Genomic DNA, 18299 nt, shown 5'->3' on the forward strand with positions numbered 1-18299 from the left:
ATATGGAGAAAACGCAGATTCTTAGCGTCACCTACGAACCGGAAATTAAGCTGGCACTGCTTAATGGCGCATCGCTGGAAAAAGCACTGAATTTGTCAAGGGAGACAACTGCATGAGTTTGAAGCTGTTTCTACTGATTCTGCTACTTACGGCTGTTTGCTTCGTGATCGGGCTCTATGCGGGCGGTTGGGCATGGTATTTGATGACCGGGTATCACCGGGATGCGCCGGGACTGTTTACGCTGCTGAGTCAGGGAGAAATATCACTGACCAATAAGGGCAAGACTATGTTGCCCTGGGCGTGGTGTGTGACAGCTGTAATCACTTTTCTGCCAACGGGGATCACGCTTCTTTCAGTTCTGGCCAGAACTGACAACAGCCAGAACAACCTTCATGGCAAAGCGCGCTTTGCTAATCGTCGCGAACTGCGGAAAATCTGGTACACGGAGAGCGAGAAGTGAAAAGTAAATCAGAAAGGTTGCCGGATGGATGGGAAATCATCGATGGCCGCCCAATGCAGACCAGGATTGCTAAACATCCAGCTCTGCTGATGGGGAAAGACCCTTATTCCAATAACTTTCTTGCGGCATATGGACAGACATATATGATGCTGGCCGCGCAGCCAGGCAGCGGTAAGGATGTTGGAATCGTCATCCCTAACATGCTTTCTTATCCGCACAGTGTTGTGCTGAACGATGTGAAGTTTGAAAGCTGGTACAAAACAGCGGGATTCAGGGCCGCATGTGGTCAGAAGGTTGTCAGATTTTCGCCGGGTATGCTGGAAACGCACCGCTGGAATCCGTTCCGTGCTATCCGCCGTGATGCCCTGTGGCGTTTAGGCGATTTGCGTACAATGGCCTCATCGCTTTACGTACCGGACAACGAAAAAAACGCGTCCTGGTTTGTTAAGGCAGGCAATATTTTTGTGGCCATTTCCCTGTTTATTATCGAAACGGAAGATGAATATCCGCTAACGTTGCCGCAGGTCTACGAAATTGCTTCGCTGGGTGCTCAGCTCGGCGTATGGGCGCAGCGCGAAATCGACGAGCGCAGCAGTAAAGGCAAGCCCCTGTCAGATGAGACGGTACGCGAAATGACGATGATCGTATCTGAGTCCAAGTCTAAAGACTTTGCGACGTTGGTCGGTTTTCTTACACCTCGGCTTGCGATCTACGGAGAAAAGACGGTGGCGCTGGCGCTTACCGAAAGTGATAACCCGGCTGAAAATATCGACTTCAGTAAATTACGCGAAGAAGCGACGACTGTTTATTTCTGCGTGACTGAAGGGGAAATGAAGAAGTTCGCCCCGCTTATGAACCTCTTCTACTCACAGGCTATTCGCGAAAACAGCAAAGTAATGCCAGAACACGGCGGCCATTGTGAAGATGGATCGTTGCGACTCAAGCATCAGCTGCTGTTTTTAATGAATGAGTTCGCGGTTATGAAGCGTATCGAAGTAATGGAAACCGCGCCGGCGCTTTCTCGCGGAGCTGGCTTGCGCTTCCTCATTATCTTCCAGAATGAAATGCAGCTGTGCGCTAACGACTGTTACGGGAAAGAAGGCGGAAAGGCGCTGATGGATACCTTCCATATCAATATTGTTTTTGCCCCTGGAGATATTGAAGCAGCCACTGCCTACAGCAAACGTCTGGGAACAACCACTGTCAAGGTGCCATCCGATAACGCTGGTATCTCTGACGGGCAGCGGCGTTCGAGAGGACGTAGCTGGACGCTTCAGGCGCGACCGCTGCTATTACCGCAGGAAGTAGACGATCTGCCTTATCAGGATGAGCTGATTTTTATGTCCGCCACAGATAAAACGCCAAAGATGAAAATCCGCGCGAAAAAAATCATGTGGTACAAAGAAAAGATTTTTCAGGAACGGGCCGACACGAAAATTTATCCTTTACCGGTTGTGCCAACAGGCGATCCGGAGAAGCTGAAAGGTATGGTAAAGAGCGTGGTGAAACAAAATCAGAGCCTGAAACTGGCCAGGCCGCAGGGCGATGATATTTTGAAAGAAAAATCGCGCCGTGAACGTGCCGATGTTCCGCAAGTGAATAACCAGAAATAACCCTCCCTAATTAAATTAAGAGTACTAAAAATGAAAAAAACCGTGATAGCGGCGGCTGTGCTGTGCATGGCTGCAGGCGCAAACCTGCCTGCTAAAGCTGACGAACCTTGCAATATGACTCTGTGTATGTGGGGGCAGGTTAGCGGCGCAGATAAAGATGGTTGCCAGAGCCAGATAAAAAAATTCTTTAAAAAACAGGTGAAGAAAAAAGGCTCTTTTCTTCCTGACCACACCGCCGATGCGCGGAAAGACATGCTCATGCAGGAATGCCCTGCAAGCATGGCTCCCGCACAATTTATTAACGACATTATTAAAAAGTTTGGCCGTTTGAAGGGCTGAAATCGAGCCTCTTAATTTTTTAACTAACAGGGTGGCGACAATGAAAATAGGCGGCAAAAGGAATAGAAATGCTCAATAAAAGATTCATTATTTCCGGGCTGATTATTAATTCTCTGGCTGCGTGTAGTAGCTCTCCGATAGAGCTCCCTCAGCCAAAGGGTGACTGGGTTGATTTTGAACCTGTTACTGTTCAGCCGACTGCAGCAGCAGACAGAAAGAAAATAAATACTCCGCCGGTCACACAACGCGCAGTAAATGCAAGTGTCGGTGTATTGAATACGGCATCGCCGGGGATGGTTGCTGATGCGGATAAATACCGCTTTATTGCCGGCAGCGGCAAAAACGTTCCTCTTTATAAGGCAGTGCGAGCCCTTGTACCCCCTTCATGGAACGTGAAACTTTCGCCTGATGTATCTGAACGATTCCGTGGAACATTATCGTGGGCCGGAAACGACCAATGGCCATACGTATTAAGGAAGTCTCTGAGCACTGCAGGACTAACACCACTGATTGACGATCAGCGCAAAGAGGTAATGATTAAGTTTACCGCGCCGGCAGCCACGAAAACGGTAGCAGTTGTTCCGCAGCAACCTGGCAAAACCACTTCCTCAACAGCTGCACCCCCCACTAGGAAGTTGTTTAGTGAGGCTGCACTTTCGCCGCCTATTATCCCGATCGTCACAGAGGCTGTGAAGCGACCCATCATTAACAAACCGGCCATTCTTATGCCGGTTCTAAAAACCTGGACTATCAGCAAAGGAACCACGCTAAAAGCAGGTTACACATCCTGGGCTGCGAAAGAAAAATGCTCTGCACTTCACCGAGACTGGATTATTCGCTGGGACACAGACACTGACTATTCGATTGATTATCCGCTGTCGTTCAGCAGCGCAACGTTCGAAGACGCTACCAGCCAGCTCTTTACTCTTTACCGAACGGCACAGGCTCCGCTTTACGTGAGTGGTTATCGCAATCAGTGCCTCATCGTTATCAGCGACAAAAAGTGATTACCCATGAAAAAAATAACCTTAACAGCAATAACTATCGCACTCCTGCTTTCGGGCTGCGCGATGCAGCGCATGAATGAAGTAAAAAAGGTGGCTGAGGATGAAGGCGTTAGTACTTCATCCATGATTCATCAGATGGGGAATAATTATCCTGTCGTGCAGTTTCAGAACAGCCAGTATGTCAACGCAGTCCCGCTTCCAAAACCGAAGTATGACGCGCCCCGACAAATCGTAAACTGCCAGGTGACGTATAAGGCGGTTAAACCCCAGGACGTTTTCCAGTTCAGCCAGGATATCAGTGAGCAGTGCCATATTCGGGTGCGTGTAACACCTGATGCTGCAGCCTATCTCAGCAGCGGAAGTAGTGAGGGCGGCTCACGCACGCAACGGCTTGAATCAGTGCCGTCCCCGGTAATGAACACAACCGAAATGAAGCCGCTGGCCTCATTCGGTGCCGACGCCAGCGCAACCGCTGCAGTACAGGCGTCGTCGCCACGTCTGTTGACCGATCTCAGTTATTCTGGCGGCCTCGGTGGCATCCTTGATATAGCAACTGGCCGCTGGGGTATTTCATGGAAATATGACAACGGCGATGTTGTGCTTTATTACCTCGAAACGCGCCGGTTTGATATTCAGCCAGCCGATGCAAAATACGCACTGAAAGGCACTGTTACCAGCGGCCTGTCAAACGCCACCGGCACCGATAACTCCAGCTCTGGTTCAGGCTCATCTGGCGGCGTGTCTGGATCTGGCGGCTCAACCATGTCCTCCACGGTTGAGATGGGCAACGATCTGTATAAAGACCTGAAAACCACCGTAGAAAGTATGCTGACCCCCGGTATCGGGCGGCTCAGTCTTAACGCCACAACCGGCACGCTCATGGTTACAGACGTGCCGGATGTGGTGAGCCGCGTAGGAGACTATCTTGCTGATGAAAACAGCACGCTCAGCCGTCAGGTAATCTTTAAGGTCGTCACTTATACGGTTAACACCAACGTAAGCGATATGGTCGGCATTGACTGGGGGCTTGTCTGGAAATCTCTGAGCGGTAAGTACGGATTATCTCTGGCCAACACCAATACCGGCACGGCAAGCGATGCTATTTCTGGCGGCTTTAACGTCCTGGACACTGCGACCGGCTCAGCTGCACAGTTTGCGGGTTCGTCGTTCCTGCTTGATGCCTTGTCGAAGCAGGCGAATGTCTCAGACGTGAAAACCAGTACGATCATGACAACCAACATGGCGGCTGCGCCGGTTCTTGTTGGCCAGCAGACAACGTATCTGAAAGATGTATCTACCACGGCGTATTCTTCCGGTAACTCGACGGTCCCAACGCAGTCACTGACGCCTGGCAGCGTGACGACAGGCACCAATATCACCATCCTGCCTAAGATCCTGAAGGACTCAGACCGGCTGATGCTGAACATGTTTATGGATATCTCCAGCCTCAAGCAGATCCGAACCATCACATCGGATACGCAGAAAATTGAAGCGCCGGATATCGATACTCGTTCGCTGCAGCAACGCGTATGGCTGAAGCCTGGGCAGACGCTCATCATGAGCGGCTTTGAACAGAACACCAATGATTCAAATCGTCAGGGAACCGGATCGCCTAACAACATCCTGTTCGGCGGCCTGTTATCAGGTGCGAAAACAAAGCAAAGCTTTGTCATTACGGTAACGCCATATGTTCGCTAATAAAAAAGGAGCGCAAAACCCGCGCGCGGCTCAGCTGGCCGACGACAGCAAAATTCACATTCTTCAGTTCAACAAACGCCGCTTTGTGGTCGGGCTGAAATGGGAAACTGTACGCACAACCCGTAACCTGATGAAAGAAGTGAGGCGAATTGGTCGGGAAAGAAAACTGGACGTTGTGGCAATCAGGAAAAGTGATTCCACACAGGCAGGCTTTGCCCCTAAAACCCGTCAGAAGTTGCGCGGTGGTTATTCACTGGTTGTTACGTTGGCATCCCTTCTTGAGGGATGCTGTATCGCGGTTGTCAGCCTGGGTGAGAACGAGAGAGGTGAAAAGCTATTCACCCTGGTTGGCAAAACGCTTAAAGGCGGCATTCATCCCTACTCAGACGAGATTTATAAAGAAGAAGAGCTTCAGCAGTACGTAATCGATCTCAAATCCGATCTGCGTGGTAACAATACCGGTATGGAAATACCGGTTTATTCAGATACAGATTTTCCCTTTGTTACCGACGAGATTCACCTAAAAAATCTGCTGATACCAAAAAATCTGAAGAAAGATTACAGATTGAAGCCGCTTACATGGGGCATGACAAAAAATCAGCTAATTCTCCTTTCCGTGGCGGCAGTTATGGCCATTGGCGCTGTCGCTTTCATTGAACATGAAAATGAACAAAGAGAGGTGCAGAAAAGGAGGGCAATTGCCGCTGAGCAGTTGCGGATTGAGACGATAAACAGGGACGCGCGCTATAAGGCTGCATTGGCAAAGCTTAAACACCCCTGGATAGATACGCCATCAGTAATCAATTTTTTGCACGCGTGCCAGTCAATGGGCGCAAAGATACCTCTTTCAATAGAGGGCTGGACACCCAGCGCGCTTGAATGCACTGGTGGCGAAATGAACGTTACCCTTATGCGTCCGGATAACTCAGCAGTGACCACACAGGCGGTCGTTGATGCTGTGAAAAAATTACTGGGGGCTGATACAAAGTTTTTCTTTAATCAGACTTCCATTGTTAATTTTTCAATTTCAGAGAAGGTAAAAGCAAACGGAGACGATCCTGTTACAAGCAGTGATGAGCAGCTTAAAAAGGTTATATCACTTTTTCAGTCAGTGAATATTGAAGCGGCATTTAACGCAGTGCCTGTTAAAGAAACTGAGAAAAATGAATTCGGTGAAGATTTGCCCAAGCAGGACTGGGTTGAGTACACCTTTGAAGTTAATACGGCTGTGCCAGCACAACTGGTATTTATTAATGATGATTTTCCGGGCGTAAGGATTCATAAAATCAATTACACCCTGGACCAAAATAACAGTTCAATTCAGTACAAAATTACAGGTTCATTGTATGCAAAAAATTAAATTAGTCCGTCTCGCAGCAACCCTGTTACTGGCGACATGCGGCATCGCCCATGCAAGTACAGGAACGTTTGATGATTTGGATAAACTGCAAAAAGAGCGTTTTTATTACCAGGCTCAGGCAGCGGCTAACGCAGCAAAAAAAGCTGCTAATGCAGAGAGCGATACCGAAGTCGCCCAAGTAAATACCGTCGGGAATCAGGCCAATCAGCGCGGTAGTGAAACTCTTCCATCGCTGGTAAAAATCAACGGTCGGAAAGCGGTGATTGTCCTTTCTGACGGGACCAGCCGAACTGTCATGGCTGGCCAGATGTTGCCTGGTGGAAATTATCAGGTTGTGAGCGTAACACTTAACGGTGTAAGCGTTAAGCGCATTACCGATGGTAAAATCTTTCCATTAAATTAAGGGTGAACCATGCACGAAATCAGTGAGCAATCACATAGCCTTATTTCGTTAAATAAAGTGTTAGATAAAGCGCCTGATGTACTTGTTCAAAGTGCGAAACTTATCCAGAATAAAGTTACTAAGACGTGCCGACTTTTTGTGATGAATGATATTCAGGACAATACACTTTACTTTGACCTTAGAAAAAAACTACGCGATCAGCAATACGAATATAATACCGAATATATCACGCGTCAGCAGTTGGAAAAATTAAGTCATATATTCCAGACAAGTGAGGCTATTGAGGCTTCCGAGTCGGATAAGCAAAACAAAATCCTTAATATCATCAAGACAGCGGTTGATATGGGGGCTTCAGATTTGCACATTGAGATCGGTTCCTTCACGCGTTTTCTTTTTCGCATCGATGGTTCGCGCGTTGCTATGCCACAGTTTGAACAGTCGGCTGAAGAGGGAAAATTACTCGTTCAATCGCTCTATAACTCTATGTGTGATGAGCGTAGTGCCGGCACGTTTTCTTATCAGGAGCCTACACAAGGCAAGATCCGCGAGGAATATGTTAAGCCTTTCGGCCTCAGCACAGGGCGCCTGGCGAGTCGTCCGGGCTCATCCGGGGGCGTGATTGTCGTCATCCGTCTGATATCGCGCCGCAGGAAATCTAATACGCTTCAGGAGCTGGGTTTGCAGCCAGAAGAGGAAAAAGTTATCCGGCGTGCGCTGGCCAAGCCTGCCGGGGTCATTTTATCAAGTGGGCCTACAGGCCACGGTAAAAGCACACTATCTCAGGCGATGGCAGAAATCTACGCAGCTGAGAATCCGGGTATGAACCCGATATCAGTTGAAGACCCGATAGAATCGCCGATAGAGGGTGTTTTTCAAACCCCTCTAATTATCACTGAACGTCACGACAGCCAGAAGCTGGGCCAGGCGTGGGCGAAGGCGATAAGTAACCTCATGCGTCTGGACCCTGACGCGATCTATATCGGAGAGGTGAGAGATAGCACTTCGGGGAACGGTGTGATTGAGGCCGCACAGACTGGCCATATCGGTATTACTACCATTCACACCAACCACCCAATAGATATCCTGCAGCGCTTGAGGCGCTGGGGCGTTGACCAGGACCTGCTAACTGATGCAACACTCATTACCTGTCTCATAGGTCTAAGGCTGGTAAAAAAACTCTGCTCCTGCAAGCTCAGTTACACCAAGTATCGGCATACAGTTGATGAACTATTTCGTGAAGTCATTGAGCAATACACTGAGACTGATGGTGTATTTCTGATAAACCCGGCTGGCTGCGTAAACTGCAATTATACCGGCATTAAGGGGCGTACCGGTGTTTTCGAGGTTATTGAAACTGATTCCAAGTTTATGCGGCTTTATGAAAATCAGGGGAAATTTGCCGCTTATGATTACTGGCGTAAAAATAAAAATGGCGTAACCCTTACTGAAAATGCGATCCGTTTAATTAATAAAGGCGTTATAGACCCCGTAATCACACATAAATCAATCTGTAACTTAGACAGAGACGATAAATTTTATGAACAGGATTGAACGTTATTTATATCAGAAAACATTAAACGCAGATGACCGCATAGAAATATACGATAGTTTCAGACAGTACTCCCTTGACGGTCTGAGCGCGGAAGATGCTCTCAAAAAACTTATAGCCAGCTACTCCCGGCGCGGAAAGAAACCTGGTAATCCAATCGCTCAGATCTTACAGGAGTGCGCTGATAACCTCTCTGGCGGTCACTCGCTCGCAGAGTCTTTGCGTGAATGGCTACCGGAACAGGAACTAAGCATTATTCAATCTTGCGATGAAGCCGGCAAGTTACCTGATGGCTTTGAAAGTGCGATGCTTATTGCAGGAGGAACCGGGCGTATAATGAGTGCTGTAAAGGTAGCGGCGGGCATAGTGGCTTATATGAGTTCTCTGGTCATGGGCATTATTACGCTATTTTGTGTTTTGCTTGTTCCTGTTCTGAAACAGTCAGTTCCGATTGAACAGTGGAACGGAATTCAACTTTGCATTTATTACTTATACGTTATTTTAACCGGTTATTATTGGGTGCTGATAATAATAATCGCAACCATAATGTTTATGGTAAGCAAAAGCCTGAGCCGCTGGACCGGGAATATACGGTTCTATGCTGACAAATTACCGCCATATTCGATATACAAGAAATTTCATGGTGCAACATTTATCCTTAATGTTAACGCTATGATGTCGGTCGGAATCCCAATGGAAGAGGCTATAACTAAAATGCTTCACTCCTGCCGCTCTGACTGGCTGGCCGAACGACTGGAAGCCGTTGGCCGCTCTATTGAATCAGGAGAAGAGAATTTAGGTACAGCATTAGATGTTACGGGATATGAGTTCCCCGGCGAAGATGCCATTATAAAAATGCAGAGTTTATTTGAGACAAACAACAGTAGCGGCTCACTTAAAAGATTTGCGGAAAAATGGCTTGATAAAACAATCAAAGGAGTTGAGCAAACCTCAGAGAGATTAAAAATAGTGAGTATTTTAGGATGCGGCGTAATCATCAGTGTTCTGATCGTAGTAATGTTCGATCTAATACAACGCGCTTTCTTTTTTACTAGTTAATTGTCGTTGCAATATCGTCTGTTTTAAGTTCCTCATCATTGGGTGAAGTTTAAAATACATTATGTAAAAGAAGTTTATCGCGTAAATTAAATTTAATTAGCAAAGGAAATAATCATGAAAAATATGAAGCGTGGCATTGCAAGTATAACCGACTTTATCACCTCAGTAGGAGGTCAGTTAGTAATGATTGCCATTGTGTTAGCTACTGGCATTATCGCCTACTATAAATTGTATGCAACATCAGAAGTCACCCTTATTAATACTCTTATCAACGAAACCCGTCAGCTCCGTTCTAATGGTGGATATGGTACTGACGATTATTCAGCTTCACTCATTGCAGCAGGTTCCGTACCCAGCAACGTTACGGTATCTGGTGGTAAGATCTACAACCGTTCTGGCGGGCTGGTCACAGTCAAGGGTAATGGAATTGGCTTTACGGTAACTGACGCCGACCTTTCTACAAAAGATTGTGTGAAAGTCGCGCAATCTATTGGTACTCCTGATTTGCAATCAACAAAAATTAATAACCAGTCAATTTCTGGTGAAGTGACAGCTGCAGCTGCGACAGCTGCGTGTACGGCAGAAACCAACACCATTGTCTTTACAACTAAATCTTAATCACATAAAACCGCCCGTTAAAGGGCGGTTAAACAGGTACGTTTATGCCGTGTTTAAAAGAAAGTGACTTTATTGATATTTATATCGGGAATGATTATGCAGAAATAAAAGGATTGAAAGGCGCTAAATCGTATCTGGTTGAAATCCCCGATGAGCTGCAGGCAGATGTTGCGATTCTTAAAGAGAAATGTTTGTCTGAGTTTAAAAAAAGAAGTCTCACGGAATTTTCCGTAGTACATGATTCGCGGCTATACCGGGTTACTATTACCCTTTTTAGCGGGACTAATCTGGTAATACGGCAGACACCAGAAAAGATAATGCCGATTCAATCTTTACCTTTTAACTCAGCACTGCGTACATCAATTGAGATTCCGCATGTAACAGGACTCTTTCTTATAGTCGGTGAGATGGGTAGCGGGAAGACCACAACTGCGGCTGCTGTTCTCGGTCATCGCATAGCCAGCACCGGTAATCTGGGCGTTTCCATTGAAGATCCTATAGAGACGATGCTTATGGGGCGTCACGGACAGGGCCGATGCATTCAACTGGAAGTCAGTGGAGATGAAACCTATGCGACAGCCACTAAAAAGGCATTCCGCATGGGCGCTACTTCTTTTCTGTTGGGAGAGATTCGTGACGGGGCGACGGCTCATGAAGTCCTCAAGGCAAGTCTGAGCATGTTCGTAGTATCCACTATCCATGCTTCATCTGTTCAAGAAGCGATAGAACGCTACATTATGTTTTGCGAAGAATTCAGCGACAACGCGAAATCACACGTTGCAACCACATTATATGTGGTCGCGCATCAGGTCATGAATTCCATTATCAAAGACGAACAGATAATTAAACGTAATGTAGAGATATCAGGTTTTAATTTTCGACATGCGAAAAGTGCCGATACTATCCGGGCAAAAATAGCAGCCGGGAATCTCAAATCACTTAGCGAGCAATTCAGATCTATGGAATATAGTTTCCCGGAGCAGAATCGATGATAAAGAAAATGAAAAGGGGTATAGCGGGCGTAACGGAATCCTCTATTCAACTGGGGATCGCTTTTATATTTATCGTGAGCGTGGTTTTTCCGGCTGCAAACTGGATGGTCAACGAGTATCGCGGATACATCGCAGCTGGCCAGGCTAAACAGGTTCAGACAGCTGTAAATAAGTACATTGGCGACAACGCTACGGCTATCGCTGCTGCAGCATCACCGACCGTTCCGTTCAATCTGACCGTACCTATGCTTGTCAGTGCCGGTTATCTGCCAAATGGGTTCCCCAGTACTAATAACTATTCCTCGACCTACCAGACGCGGATATATGAACCTGCAAATGGCAAATTCCATGCCATGACGTTTCTTACTGGCGGGGCCGATCTCACTATCAGCCAGGCCAGTAAAATTGCTACCAAAATAGGCGCGGCAGGCGGCTATATCGACAACGGTATTGCAAAAGGTGCGCTGGGTGCGTGGAGTGAAAATCTGTCTGCTTTTGGCGGGTTTAATCCGGGAAATGGCCATGTAGTGATCGCAGGCTTTTACCAGAACGGCGCGATATCGAACGATTATCTTTATCGCAAAGCTGTACCGGGTAAGCCAGAGCTCAACACAATGAGTACAGCGCTGAACATGGGCGGTAACAACATAAACAATGCCGGCACGGTCGCCGCGCAGAATGCCAGTATTACCGGAACAACCTCGACCGGCACGTTCAACGCAAATAATGGCACAGTGAGCGGTACGCTTAACGCGGGAACAATCAACGCATCAGGTAACATTACCAGTAATGCAAACGTGATTAGCCAGAATACGGTGCAGGCACGATACCTCTATCCAACGCAGACGGTCACTATCGGCGGCAGCTGTTCCCCGTCCGGCATCATCGGCAAAGACAGCACAGGTGATTCAGTTCCCTGCATTAACGGGCGCTGGACGAAGAGTTCCGGAGTACCGGTTGGTACAATCGCTATATGGGGCTCCTACAACATTCCTGACGGCTGGCTTGAGTGTAATGGTCAGGGATTCAATACAGGTGCGTTTACCGAGCTCGCAGCTATCTATCCTTCCGGAACCGTCCCGGACTTTCGTGGTGCGTTCTTACGTGGTCTGGATCGCGGTATTGGTCGCGATGTGGATTCAGGACGCGGGCTATTGAGTTATCAAAATGATGCGCTACAAAATCATACCCACATAGCCGGTACAGAAACAGCGCTTCATGACGGCGTGCCGAACTCCCCTACACGAAACACACCTGGAGGGGAGGAAGTCAGGCAATATGCAGACCGAACCGGCGATGTGAATACGTCATGGGGAGGGGCAAGAGTTTCAAGTGAAACCAGACCCAAAAACTTCGCTGTTATTTATATCATCAAGGCGAGGTAAGGAAACGTAGATGAACTTTTCTGCACTAACCATCATGGCTTGTGCGCTGTTTATCAGCATATCCATAGCAATATCCGGAGACAGTAAAAAGGATTGGGATATTGCTGATGAACAGTCTAAAGCAGGTCAATTTATGAATTATGCATACGCGTTCGATGAATATAAGAATGCAAATAAATCTGCCACTGGGGATGTTACCGCGAACTTACTATTACCTCAGTGGCTTCCAAAAAACTCCGCAATAAAAACGGTGATAAGTAACGGCGTGGGGTATGTATATACCCCTAGTTCAAAAGGACTAATGAATGAACTAATGATCTGGACCGATAACAGCTCATCTGTTGGCGTCACAGACGCAACGAGCATAAACACTTTGTCAGGAGTAGTAACAAAACCCTCTTTTATTGGGTCCGGGTATATTGTTTATATAAGGTGAATAAACCGTGATTTGGTATTCAATCGCTCTATTGGTTATTTCTTTTATAATTTATAAAACTTTCCCGCTGTTATATGTTTGGGCAAGGAACTCTGTGATTTCAGCAAACAATGAACTTAAAAAAGAAAACAATAAAATAAAATGCAGCTGGATAGTTGCATTGATTTGCATTCTTCCAAGTTTATTGGTTTATATGCTGAGTAACGATAAAGAAGCCACCTCTTTTATATTATTACTAGGTATCATCGCCTACTGTGATTTAACGACCCGTTGGATACCTGACTGTTTACTGTATGGTGCCGTATGGCTTTCTTTGGGGTTGAGATCAGGACACCTACTTGAACAAGGGATTACTGGGGCAGCCCTGTTCTGCCTCCCTGTTTTCATACTACAAGGGGTCTCATTATTGACTAGGCGCAAGGGATGCTTTGCATCCGGAGACTTATACCTGATACCCGCCATAGGGGTCTGGTTCGTGCCAGGGCTTGCCCCGGCGCTGATGGCATGTACTCTTATGCTGGCTTCCTTAGTATCACGCTACGTAAAGGATGTGCCATTCATTACATGCATATTACCTGTTTTTACTGGATACAAAATATGCGAACATTTTTTATTATTTTAGCTCTTATCTTTTGTTTCGATAAAACATTATATGCTTCAACTAAAGTAAATTTTGATATTTGTTTTAAAAACGCAGCTGCACGTTTTTCAATAGATCATCGTTTACTTAAAGCTATTGCAGAAGTGGAAAGCGGTATGAATCCAAACGCTATCGGCTATAACAGAAAGAACGGTAAGGTTTTAAGCGAGGACTTAGGGGTTATGCAAATAAATTCATCGTGGCTTCCTGTTCTCGTCGGTATGGGTATAACAAGAAACGATTTATTGAATAACCCATGCCAGAATATTTATGTAGGCGCATGGGTACTAGCTAAAAATATTTCGCAAAACGGCGTAAATTGGACTTCTGTAGGCGCATATAACGCAGGGTTTAAAAATGCAAATGAGCCATTTCGAATGCGCTATGCTCGCAAAGTATATGCACGTTACCTTGAGTTAACCGGAAAGTAAAAGCTGGCTGGCGGCGGTATGTCGTCTCTGAGCACCACCGAAGATAAAAGGCTCACCGATTATCTCATGCAGGCTGAGGGTATCAAAATTCACTAAAAATGCCTCTATTTAACATAATGGCTGTTAAGCGCCCCGCCCGATCCGGGTTCGTCACAGATAAGCCCCCTCCCCTTCAAAAGATCACGTTTTCCCAGCCAATTTTGCCAGGTTCTAATGTTGCTTATTTGTTAACAGAAATGCTCGTTTGGTTTGGGCGCTAATTTGGAACGAAACGCCTGTTTTTAAGCTTTTTTCCTAATCTATTTCCGGGCAAAGGAAGAGGCCCGCAAAGAGCTAACCAAACACTACCCTATGGATAAGTGGACAATCGCCTACGGCGAACGGCTCTTAAAGGGCATGGACAACCCTATGGACAGGCTAGGACAGCAAGCTGCCCAAACCCTGCCCACAGGGATTGCCCACACCCACGAGCCTTTGACCACTTCCCCACAGGGCTAAGGTGATAATAATTTTCTTTTTAATAGTTAAAAATTTACGAGATTAATTTCTATTACGATACGCTACAATTAGAATTGTAATTTTCAATAGTCTTGTTTTTCAGTAAAAGTATAAATATATTTTTATCATATCTATTGCTGTTGAAATAACTTATTTCCATGAGTGTAAGGAGAGAAAAAAAGATTGCAATGTATCATAATATGATACATAATATCTTTGTCAGGTCGGGACGGACTGACACTTAAACAATAAAGGCCAAGAGGCCAGGAGTTATAAATGAACATTCAAGAAGCATTAAACGTTTTTGGTTTATCCGGTGTGCTAACCGAGAAAGAAGTTAAAGCAGCTTATAGAAAACTGGCGCTTAAATATCATCCAGACCGTAATCCTCTAGGGGCGGAACTGATGAAAGCCGTTAATGCAGCGTATGACATGCTGATGGCTAACCTAGATAACCTCAACAAATATCAAAGTGAAGATGAAAGTGCCCGTTATAACTATGGAGAAGATCTTGAGCACGTTCTTAACGCCCTTTCCGGTCTGGCTGGTATCGTTTATGAAGTTATTGGTAATTGGGTTTGGATCAGCGGAGAAACGTTTAATCATAAAGCCGCTTTGAATGAACTGAAATGCAAGTGGGCACCCAAGAAAAAACAGTGGTTTTACCGTCCTGAAGAACATAAAGGCCGCTTTAATAAATCAGAACAGTCGATTGATGAAATCCGCGCTAAATATGGCTCAGACGGCCAGCGCAAAGCTAAAGGTTGGAAACGCGTAGCAGCATAAAAGACGGGGGCTAAAGCCCCCTGATTATCATCAATCGGGATATATATATGAAAACTTTTCAGGAACGCTACAGCCCTTTTTTTGAGTCTATTTGCCGTATGCTGGGTAACAGCTGGCGGGTTAATTATAATAAAAGCTGGAACTATCGAATATTTTTGACCTCACCAGAATATAAAAATTACTCTGTTAGTGTTGCTGATGATAAAGGCCGCCTTAGAATTTATGGCAGCGTAGACAGCCGGATTTGCCGTATTGATGGGCATAGCTGCACAGTGTCACCCGGAAGAGATCAGCATGTCATAGCAGCAGAGATACAGCGTAAAATTTTGGTATATGCGCCGGAAGAAATCGAGAAAGCCAAGCTGTATGAGCAGGGTTATACAAACAGCCAGGAGCATAAAAAAATCGTTAAGGGGATGCTTTCGCAACTGGTTAGCCTGTCGGGTTATTATAATGCGCTAACGGGTTATGTAACCTCATCAGGTATACGCGGAGCAGTTGAAGAAAGGAGCGGCGGTTATGATCTCAAGGTCGAAAACCTCTCAACGGAGGAGCTGATAAGGGTTGTAGGGTTTTTATCTGAAATGAAAAGAAGTAAGGAATAGATATTGGAAGAAATTTTTTATAGACGCGGCAAAGGCCGCGTCACCAAAAGCCTGGCTGTCTATAGTGATGGCCAGCGCCTGAAGCTGCATTATCTGGCGTTCGACAGGACGAAGATCACACGCGAACAGCGTATGAACGGAGAGAAAGAGCAGCGTGTTAAAACGTTTGATGAGGTTTATGAGTTTGACAATGCTGAGGCTATTAACCCAGCCCTGTTGCCTCACAGAGAGCTCACAGAGGCGTTTCTGATTGAATGCTTCCCACACAATGAGGGTAAAGAGGCATGACAGATTACGAACTGGGTTATACACCTGAAAATTTGCGAAAAATCATCAATGACAACTGCCTGTCTCAGAAAGAGGTTTATGAGTTAATAGGAAAATCAAGAGCAGTTTTTTCAAAATATCTTTTACCGTCAGGTGATAAAAATCACGTTTCCATGCACCATAGGGAATGGCTAAAAATTTTGAATTATGTATCTGGATCTTAGTCGCGGAGACCATTGGAATCACCTTCCTTGAAGATGTGACGATGGAAGCCTACAGATGCGCTGAAGATGGATAAAGCCTGATGTTTCAATGAAAATAAATGTATTTACATATCCCGATTGTATACTTCTCTTCAGATTTACTTGATGCTATGATTCTTAGAGAAACAAATTAATTACGCCGCCTGTTATAACTGAACAGTTATAACAGGCGGAAGCTTGCGCATAAAATGTATGCTGCTGTGTGTCGTCATTTAGACAAAAGATTCCTACTTTAGTCCATAAATTTCCCTGTTTCTTTTTTCTTTACTTTCCGTATAGGCGCTACCTGTAACAGGCAACGCCTGCTTTCGCACGTCGCAATTAAGCGGCTAATCAATGAACTGGCACATCATGCGGTGTAGCCATAAGGAGATCTATCATGGCATCAAGAGGCGTTAATAAAGTAATTCTTGTCGGCAACCTCGGACAAGATCCGGAGATCCGCTACATGCCAAATGGTGGTGCTGTAGCCAATCTTACTCTCGCCACATCAGAAAGCTGGCGTGATAAGCAGACCGGTGAAACCAAAGAAAAGACGGAATGGCATCGGGTAGTGCTGTTTGGAAAATTGGCAGAAGTCGCGGGCGAATACTTGCGCAAAGGCTCACAAGTCTATATTGAGGGCTCACTACAGACTCGTAAATGGACCGATCAGGCCGGAGTAGAGAAATACACTACTGAAGTGGTGGTGAACATTGGTGGCACCATGCAGATGCTGGGTGGGCGTCAGCAGAACGCAAGCAGCGGTGGCGCTTCGGCAGGCCAGAACGCGGGGAATAATAATGGATGGGGACAGCCGCAACAGCCACAGAGCGGCAATCATGAAGCGGCTGGCCAGCCGCCCGCGCCATCTAACAATACGCCCCCCGCAGACTTTGATGATGATATCCCTTTTTGAAGATGAGCGACGGTATCTGTAGAGATTATTTCGAGTCAGCTGAAAACTGCGCTATAACCAGAAAACGTGCCCTGTATGAACTTGAAAAGCATAGTCTTAGTGCTTTTGAAGATATCTCTGATTTTTACCGAGATCTGGGAGAGCTTGATATATACAGGGCGCAGGATGTTTTACGCTGGCTGGGGTATTAGATGCCCGGAGGGCATGGAAGGCGCGAAAAGAAGTTGCAGATAATTTGAATGCTGAATCGCGCCGATACCTCTAAACATGGGCTTGTATGACGCGCGATAGTGCGCACGCGCCCCCTGATAAGCCGCTTTGCGAAGCCTCAGAATTATTAGCGGTGAAGAAGGGTAATGGTCGGAGACAAAAGAAACAGGAAGCGATTTCATGGGAACTGCATAAATCACAGTTCCCATTATAATCATTTTCTAAACTTATTACGCTCATTATCGGGTAAAGTCATGATAATTTTTTGCTGCTCTTGATAGGCGTTAAATATGCCTACGCTTCTCTGTTCCCAGCTTTTTGATTGAAGATATAAGGCGGTCATACCGAAGCCGCAAACAAAGATAACCAACACCAAGATTGCTGCCATTAAGTAACATAGCTTTTTATACTGATTACCAAAGTATGAGGGAAACTTTTGCAACGTATCTTGAAGATTGAGTGCAATTTTTTCAGTTTTATGCATTTCATCGTTGATTGCTTTAGAAAATGATTCCTCAATTACAGAACGAGTCTCTTTGTTGAGTTTTTCGATCTCTAGTTCGGACACAGCTTTCAAGTTACTTTGAGTTTCACGCTGTAGTTCCTGAGCGGTTTTTTCAGCCTGCTCAACCGCATCAGCGATAAGTTCCAAAGACTCCCGGAGGGAGCCTTTCAGATTTTTAGGTAACTGCTTAATTTCGTCATGCACTGCGCCAATATCACCTAACAGTTCGATGATAAGAGCATCACGGGCCGTTCTAGGATTATCAGTGACCATAGTC

Annotated in this window: 21 protein-coding genes; 20 read left to right on the forward strand and 1 reads right to left on the reverse strand. The window is 46.0% G+C overall.

Annotated elements, in window-relative coordinates; translation table 11 throughout:
* Nucleotides 1-112: 112 nt before the first annotated feature.
* The 20 genes from BL249_RS16860 to BL249_RS16950 all read left to right on the forward strand — a co-directional run bounded on the left by BL249_RS16860 (nt 113) and on the right by BL249_RS16950 (nt 17307).
* Nucleotides 113-460: a hypothetical protein gene (locus BL249_RS16860; protein ID WP_099707700.1), complete on the forward strand. Its 348-nt coding sequence runs from the start codon at nt 113-115 to the stop codon at nt 458-460.
* Nucleotides 457-2073, forward strand: coding sequence for a type IV secretory system conjugative DNA transfer family protein (locus tag BL249_RS16865; RefSeq protein WP_241898912.1), 1617 nt, complete (start codon nt 457-459; stop codon nt 2071-2073). The genes BL249_RS16860 and BL249_RS16865 overlap by 4 nt, the downstream gene beginning before the upstream one ends.
* A gap of 30 nt (nt 2074-2103) precedes the next feature.
* Nucleotides 2104-2412, forward strand: a complete 309-nt coding sequence (locus BL249_RS16870; protein WP_241898913.1) for a killer protein — start codon at nt 2104-2106, stop codon at nt 2410-2412.
* 68 nt (nt 2413-2480) lie between these two features.
* Complete coding sequence (locus tag BL249_RS16875; protein ID WP_241898914.1) at nt 2481-3419, forward strand: TcpQ domain-containing protein; 939 nt, start codon at nt 2481-2483, stop codon at nt 3417-3419.
* Between the two features lie 72 nt (nt 3420-3491).
* Nucleotides 3492-5117 carry a PilN family type IVB pilus formation outer membrane protein gene (gene pilN / locus BL249_RS16880; protein WP_099707725.1) on the forward strand — a complete coding sequence of 542 codons (1626 nt, stop codon included), beginning with the start codon at nt 3492-3494 and terminating at the stop codon, nt 5115-5117.
* Nucleotides 5107-6477, forward strand: a complete 1371-nt coding sequence (gene pilO2 / locus BL249_RS16885) for a type 4b pilus protein PilO2 (RefSeq protein ID WP_099707701.1) — start codon at nt 5107-5109, stop codon at nt 6475-6477. Before pilN ends, pilO2 begins: the two co-directional genes overlap by 11 nt.
* Complete coding sequence (pilP, locus tag BL249_RS16890; RefSeq protein WP_099707702.1) at nt 6464-6880, forward strand: type IV pilus biogenesis protein PilP; 417 nt, start codon at nt 6464-6466, stop codon at nt 6878-6880. The genes pilO2 and pilP overlap by 14 nt, the downstream gene beginning before the upstream one ends.
* A gap of 9 nt (nt 6881-6889) precedes the next feature.
* On the forward strand, nt 6890-8431 hold the full coding sequence (locus tag BL249_RS16895; protein ID WP_099707703.1) for a GspE/PulE family protein: 1542 nt from the start codon (nt 6890-6892) through the stop codon (nt 8429-8431).
* Nucleotides 8418-9488: a type II secretion system F family protein gene (locus BL249_RS16900; RefSeq protein WP_099707704.1), complete on the forward strand. Its 1071-nt coding sequence runs from the start codon at nt 8418-8420 to the stop codon at nt 9486-9488. Before BL249_RS16895 ends, BL249_RS16900 begins: the two co-directional genes overlap by 14 nt.
* 114 nt (nt 9489-9602) lie before the next feature.
* Nucleotides 9603-10106, forward strand: a complete 504-nt coding sequence (locus tag BL249_RS16905; protein WP_099707705.1) for a type 4 pilus major pilin — start codon at nt 9603-9605, stop codon at nt 10104-10106.
* A 44-nt stretch (nt 10107-10150) separates the two neighbouring features.
* On the forward strand, nt 10151-11098 hold the full coding sequence (locus BL249_RS16910) for an ATPase, T2SS/T4P/T4SS family (protein ID WP_099707706.1): 948 nt from the start codon (nt 10151-10153) through the stop codon (nt 11096-11098).
* Nucleotides 11095-12483: a shufflon system plasmid conjugative transfer pilus tip adhesin PilV gene (gene pilV / locus BL249_RS16915; protein WP_099707707.1), complete on the forward strand. Its 1389-nt coding sequence runs from the start codon at nt 11095-11097 to the stop codon at nt 12481-12483. Before BL249_RS16910 ends, pilV begins: the two co-directional genes overlap by 4 nt.
* A 10-nt stretch (nt 12484-12493) precedes the next feature.
* On the forward strand, nt 12494-12919 hold the full coding sequence (gene pilM / locus BL249_RS16920) for a type IV pilus biogenesis protein PilM (protein ID WP_099707708.1): 426 nt from the start codon (nt 12494-12496) through the stop codon (nt 12917-12919).
* Nucleotides 12920-13112: 193 nt separating this feature from the next.
* Nucleotides 13113-13541, forward strand: coding sequence for an A24 family peptidase (locus BL249_RS19525; protein ID WP_446717730.1), 429 nt, complete (start codon nt 13113-13115; stop codon nt 13539-13541).
* Nucleotides 13517-13990 carry a lytic transglycosylase domain-containing protein gene (locus tag BL249_RS16930; RefSeq protein WP_099707710.1) on the forward strand — a complete coding sequence of 158 codons (474 nt, stop codon included), beginning with the start codon at nt 13517-13519 and terminating at the stop codon, nt 13988-13990. Before BL249_RS19525 ends, BL249_RS16930 begins: the two co-directional genes overlap by 25 nt.
* Before the next feature lie 774 nt (nt 13991-14764).
* Nucleotides 14765-15274: a J domain-containing protein gene (locus BL249_RS16935; protein ID WP_099707711.1), complete on the forward strand. Its 510-nt coding sequence runs from the start codon at nt 14765-14767 to the stop codon at nt 15272-15274.
* A 47-nt stretch (nt 15275-15321) separates the two neighbouring features.
* Complete coding sequence (locus BL249_RS16940; protein WP_099707712.1) at nt 15322-15879, forward strand: hypothetical protein; 558 nt, start codon at nt 15322-15324, stop codon at nt 15877-15879.
* A 3-nt stretch (nt 15880-15882) separates the two neighbouring features.
* On the forward strand, nt 15883-16167 hold the full coding sequence (locus tag BL249_RS16945; RefSeq protein ID WP_099707713.1) for a hypothetical protein: 285 nt from the start codon (nt 15883-15885) through the stop codon (nt 16165-16167).
* Nucleotides 16164-16370: a hypothetical protein gene (locus BL249_RS18835; RefSeq protein ID WP_143354823.1), complete on the forward strand. Its 207-nt coding sequence runs from the start codon at nt 16164-16166 to the stop codon at nt 16368-16370. The genes BL249_RS16945 and BL249_RS18835 overlap by 4 nt, the downstream gene beginning before the upstream one ends.
* 418 nt (nt 16371-16788) lie before the next feature.
* Nucleotides 16789-17307: a single-stranded DNA-binding protein gene (locus BL249_RS16950; protein ID WP_099707714.1), complete on the forward strand. Its 519-nt coding sequence runs from the start codon at nt 16789-16791 to the stop codon at nt 17305-17307.
* 424 nt (nt 17308-17731) lie between these two features.
* Here BL249_RS16950 and BL249_RS16960 read toward each other — a convergent pair whose 3' ends face one another.
* Complete coding sequence (locus tag BL249_RS16960) at nt 17732-18295, reverse strand: hypothetical protein (RefSeq protein ID WP_099707716.1); 564 nt, start codon at nt 18293-18295, stop codon at nt 17732-17734.
* Nucleotides 18296-18299: the final 4 nt, after the last annotated feature.

Origin of the sequence: Erwinia sp. OLFS4, assembly GCF_002752165.1 — a bacterium.
Taxonomy (GTDB): Bacteria; Pseudomonadota; Gammaproteobacteria; order Enterobacterales; family Enterobacteriaceae; genus Izhakiella.

Bases quoted from the DNA above. Each gene is read 5' to 3' on its own strand.
- pilP (WP_099707702.1), top strand. From the start codon at position 6,464: ATGCAAAAAATTAAATTAGTCCGTCTCGCAGCAACCCTGTTACTGGCG.
- BL249_RS18835 (WP_143354823.1), top strand. From the start codon at position 16,164: ATGACAGATTACGAACTGGGTTATACACCTGAAAATTTGCGAAAAATC.
- BL249_RS19525 (WP_446717730.1), top strand. From the start codon at position 13,113: ATGCTGAGTAACGATAAAGAAGCCACCTCTTTTATATTATTACTAGGT.
- BL249_RS16905 (WP_099707705.1), top strand. From the start codon at position 9,603: ATGAAAAATATGAAGCGTGGCATTGCAAGTATAACCGACTTTATCACC.
- BL249_RS16860 (WP_099707700.1), top strand. From the start codon at position 113: ATGAGTTTGAAGCTGTTTCTACTGATTCTGCTACTTACGGCTGTTTGC.
- BL249_RS16875 (WP_241898914.1), top strand. From the start codon at position 2,481: ATGCTCAATAAAAGATTCATTATTTCCGGGCTGATTATTAATTCTCTG.
- BL249_RS16935 (WP_099707711.1), top strand. From the start codon at position 14,765: ATGAACATTCAAGAAGCATTAAACGTTTTTGGTTTATCCGGTGTGCTA.
- BL249_RS16930 (WP_099707710.1), top strand. From the start codon at position 13,517: ATGCGAACATTTTTTATTATTTTAGCTCTTATCTTTTGTTTCGATAAA.
- BL249_RS16895 (WP_099707703.1), top strand. From the start codon at position 6,890: ATGCACGAAATCAGTGAGCAATCACATAGCCTTATTTCGTTAAATAAA.
- BL249_RS16960 (WP_099707716.1), bottom strand. From the start codon at position 18,295: ATGGTCACTGATAATCCTAGAACGGCCCGTGATGCTCTTATCATCGAA.
- pilV (WP_099707707.1), top strand. From the start codon at position 11,095: ATGATAAAGAAAATGAAAAGGGGTATAGCGGGCGTAACGGAATCCTCT.
- pilM (WP_099707708.1), top strand. From the start codon at position 12,494: ATGAACTTTTCTGCACTAACCATCATGGCTTGTGCGCTGTTTATCAGC.
- BL249_RS16900 (WP_099707704.1), top strand. From the start codon at position 8,418: ATGAACAGGATTGAACGTTATTTATATCAGAAAACATTAAACGCAGAT.
- BL249_RS16940 (WP_099707712.1), top strand. From the start codon at position 15,322: ATGAAAACTTTTCAGGAACGCTACAGCCCTTTTTTTGAGTCTATTTGC.
- pilN (WP_099707725.1), top strand. From the start codon at position 3,492: ATGAATGAAGTAAAAAAGGTGGCTGAGGATGAAGGCGTTAGTACTTCA.
- BL249_RS16910 (WP_099707706.1), top strand. From the start codon at position 10,151: ATGCCGTGTTTAAAAGAAAGTGACTTTATTGATATTTATATCGGGAAT.
- pilO2 (WP_099707701.1), top strand. From the start codon at position 5,107: ATGTTCGCTAATAAAAAAGGAGCGCAAAACCCGCGCGCGGCTCAGCTG.
- BL249_RS16870 (WP_241898913.1), top strand. From the start codon at position 2,104: ATGAAAAAAACCGTGATAGCGGCGGCTGTGCTGTGCATGGCTGCAGGC.
- BL249_RS16950 (WP_099707714.1), top strand. From the start codon at position 16,789: ATGGCATCAAGAGGCGTTAATAAAGTAATTCTTGTCGGCAACCTCGGA.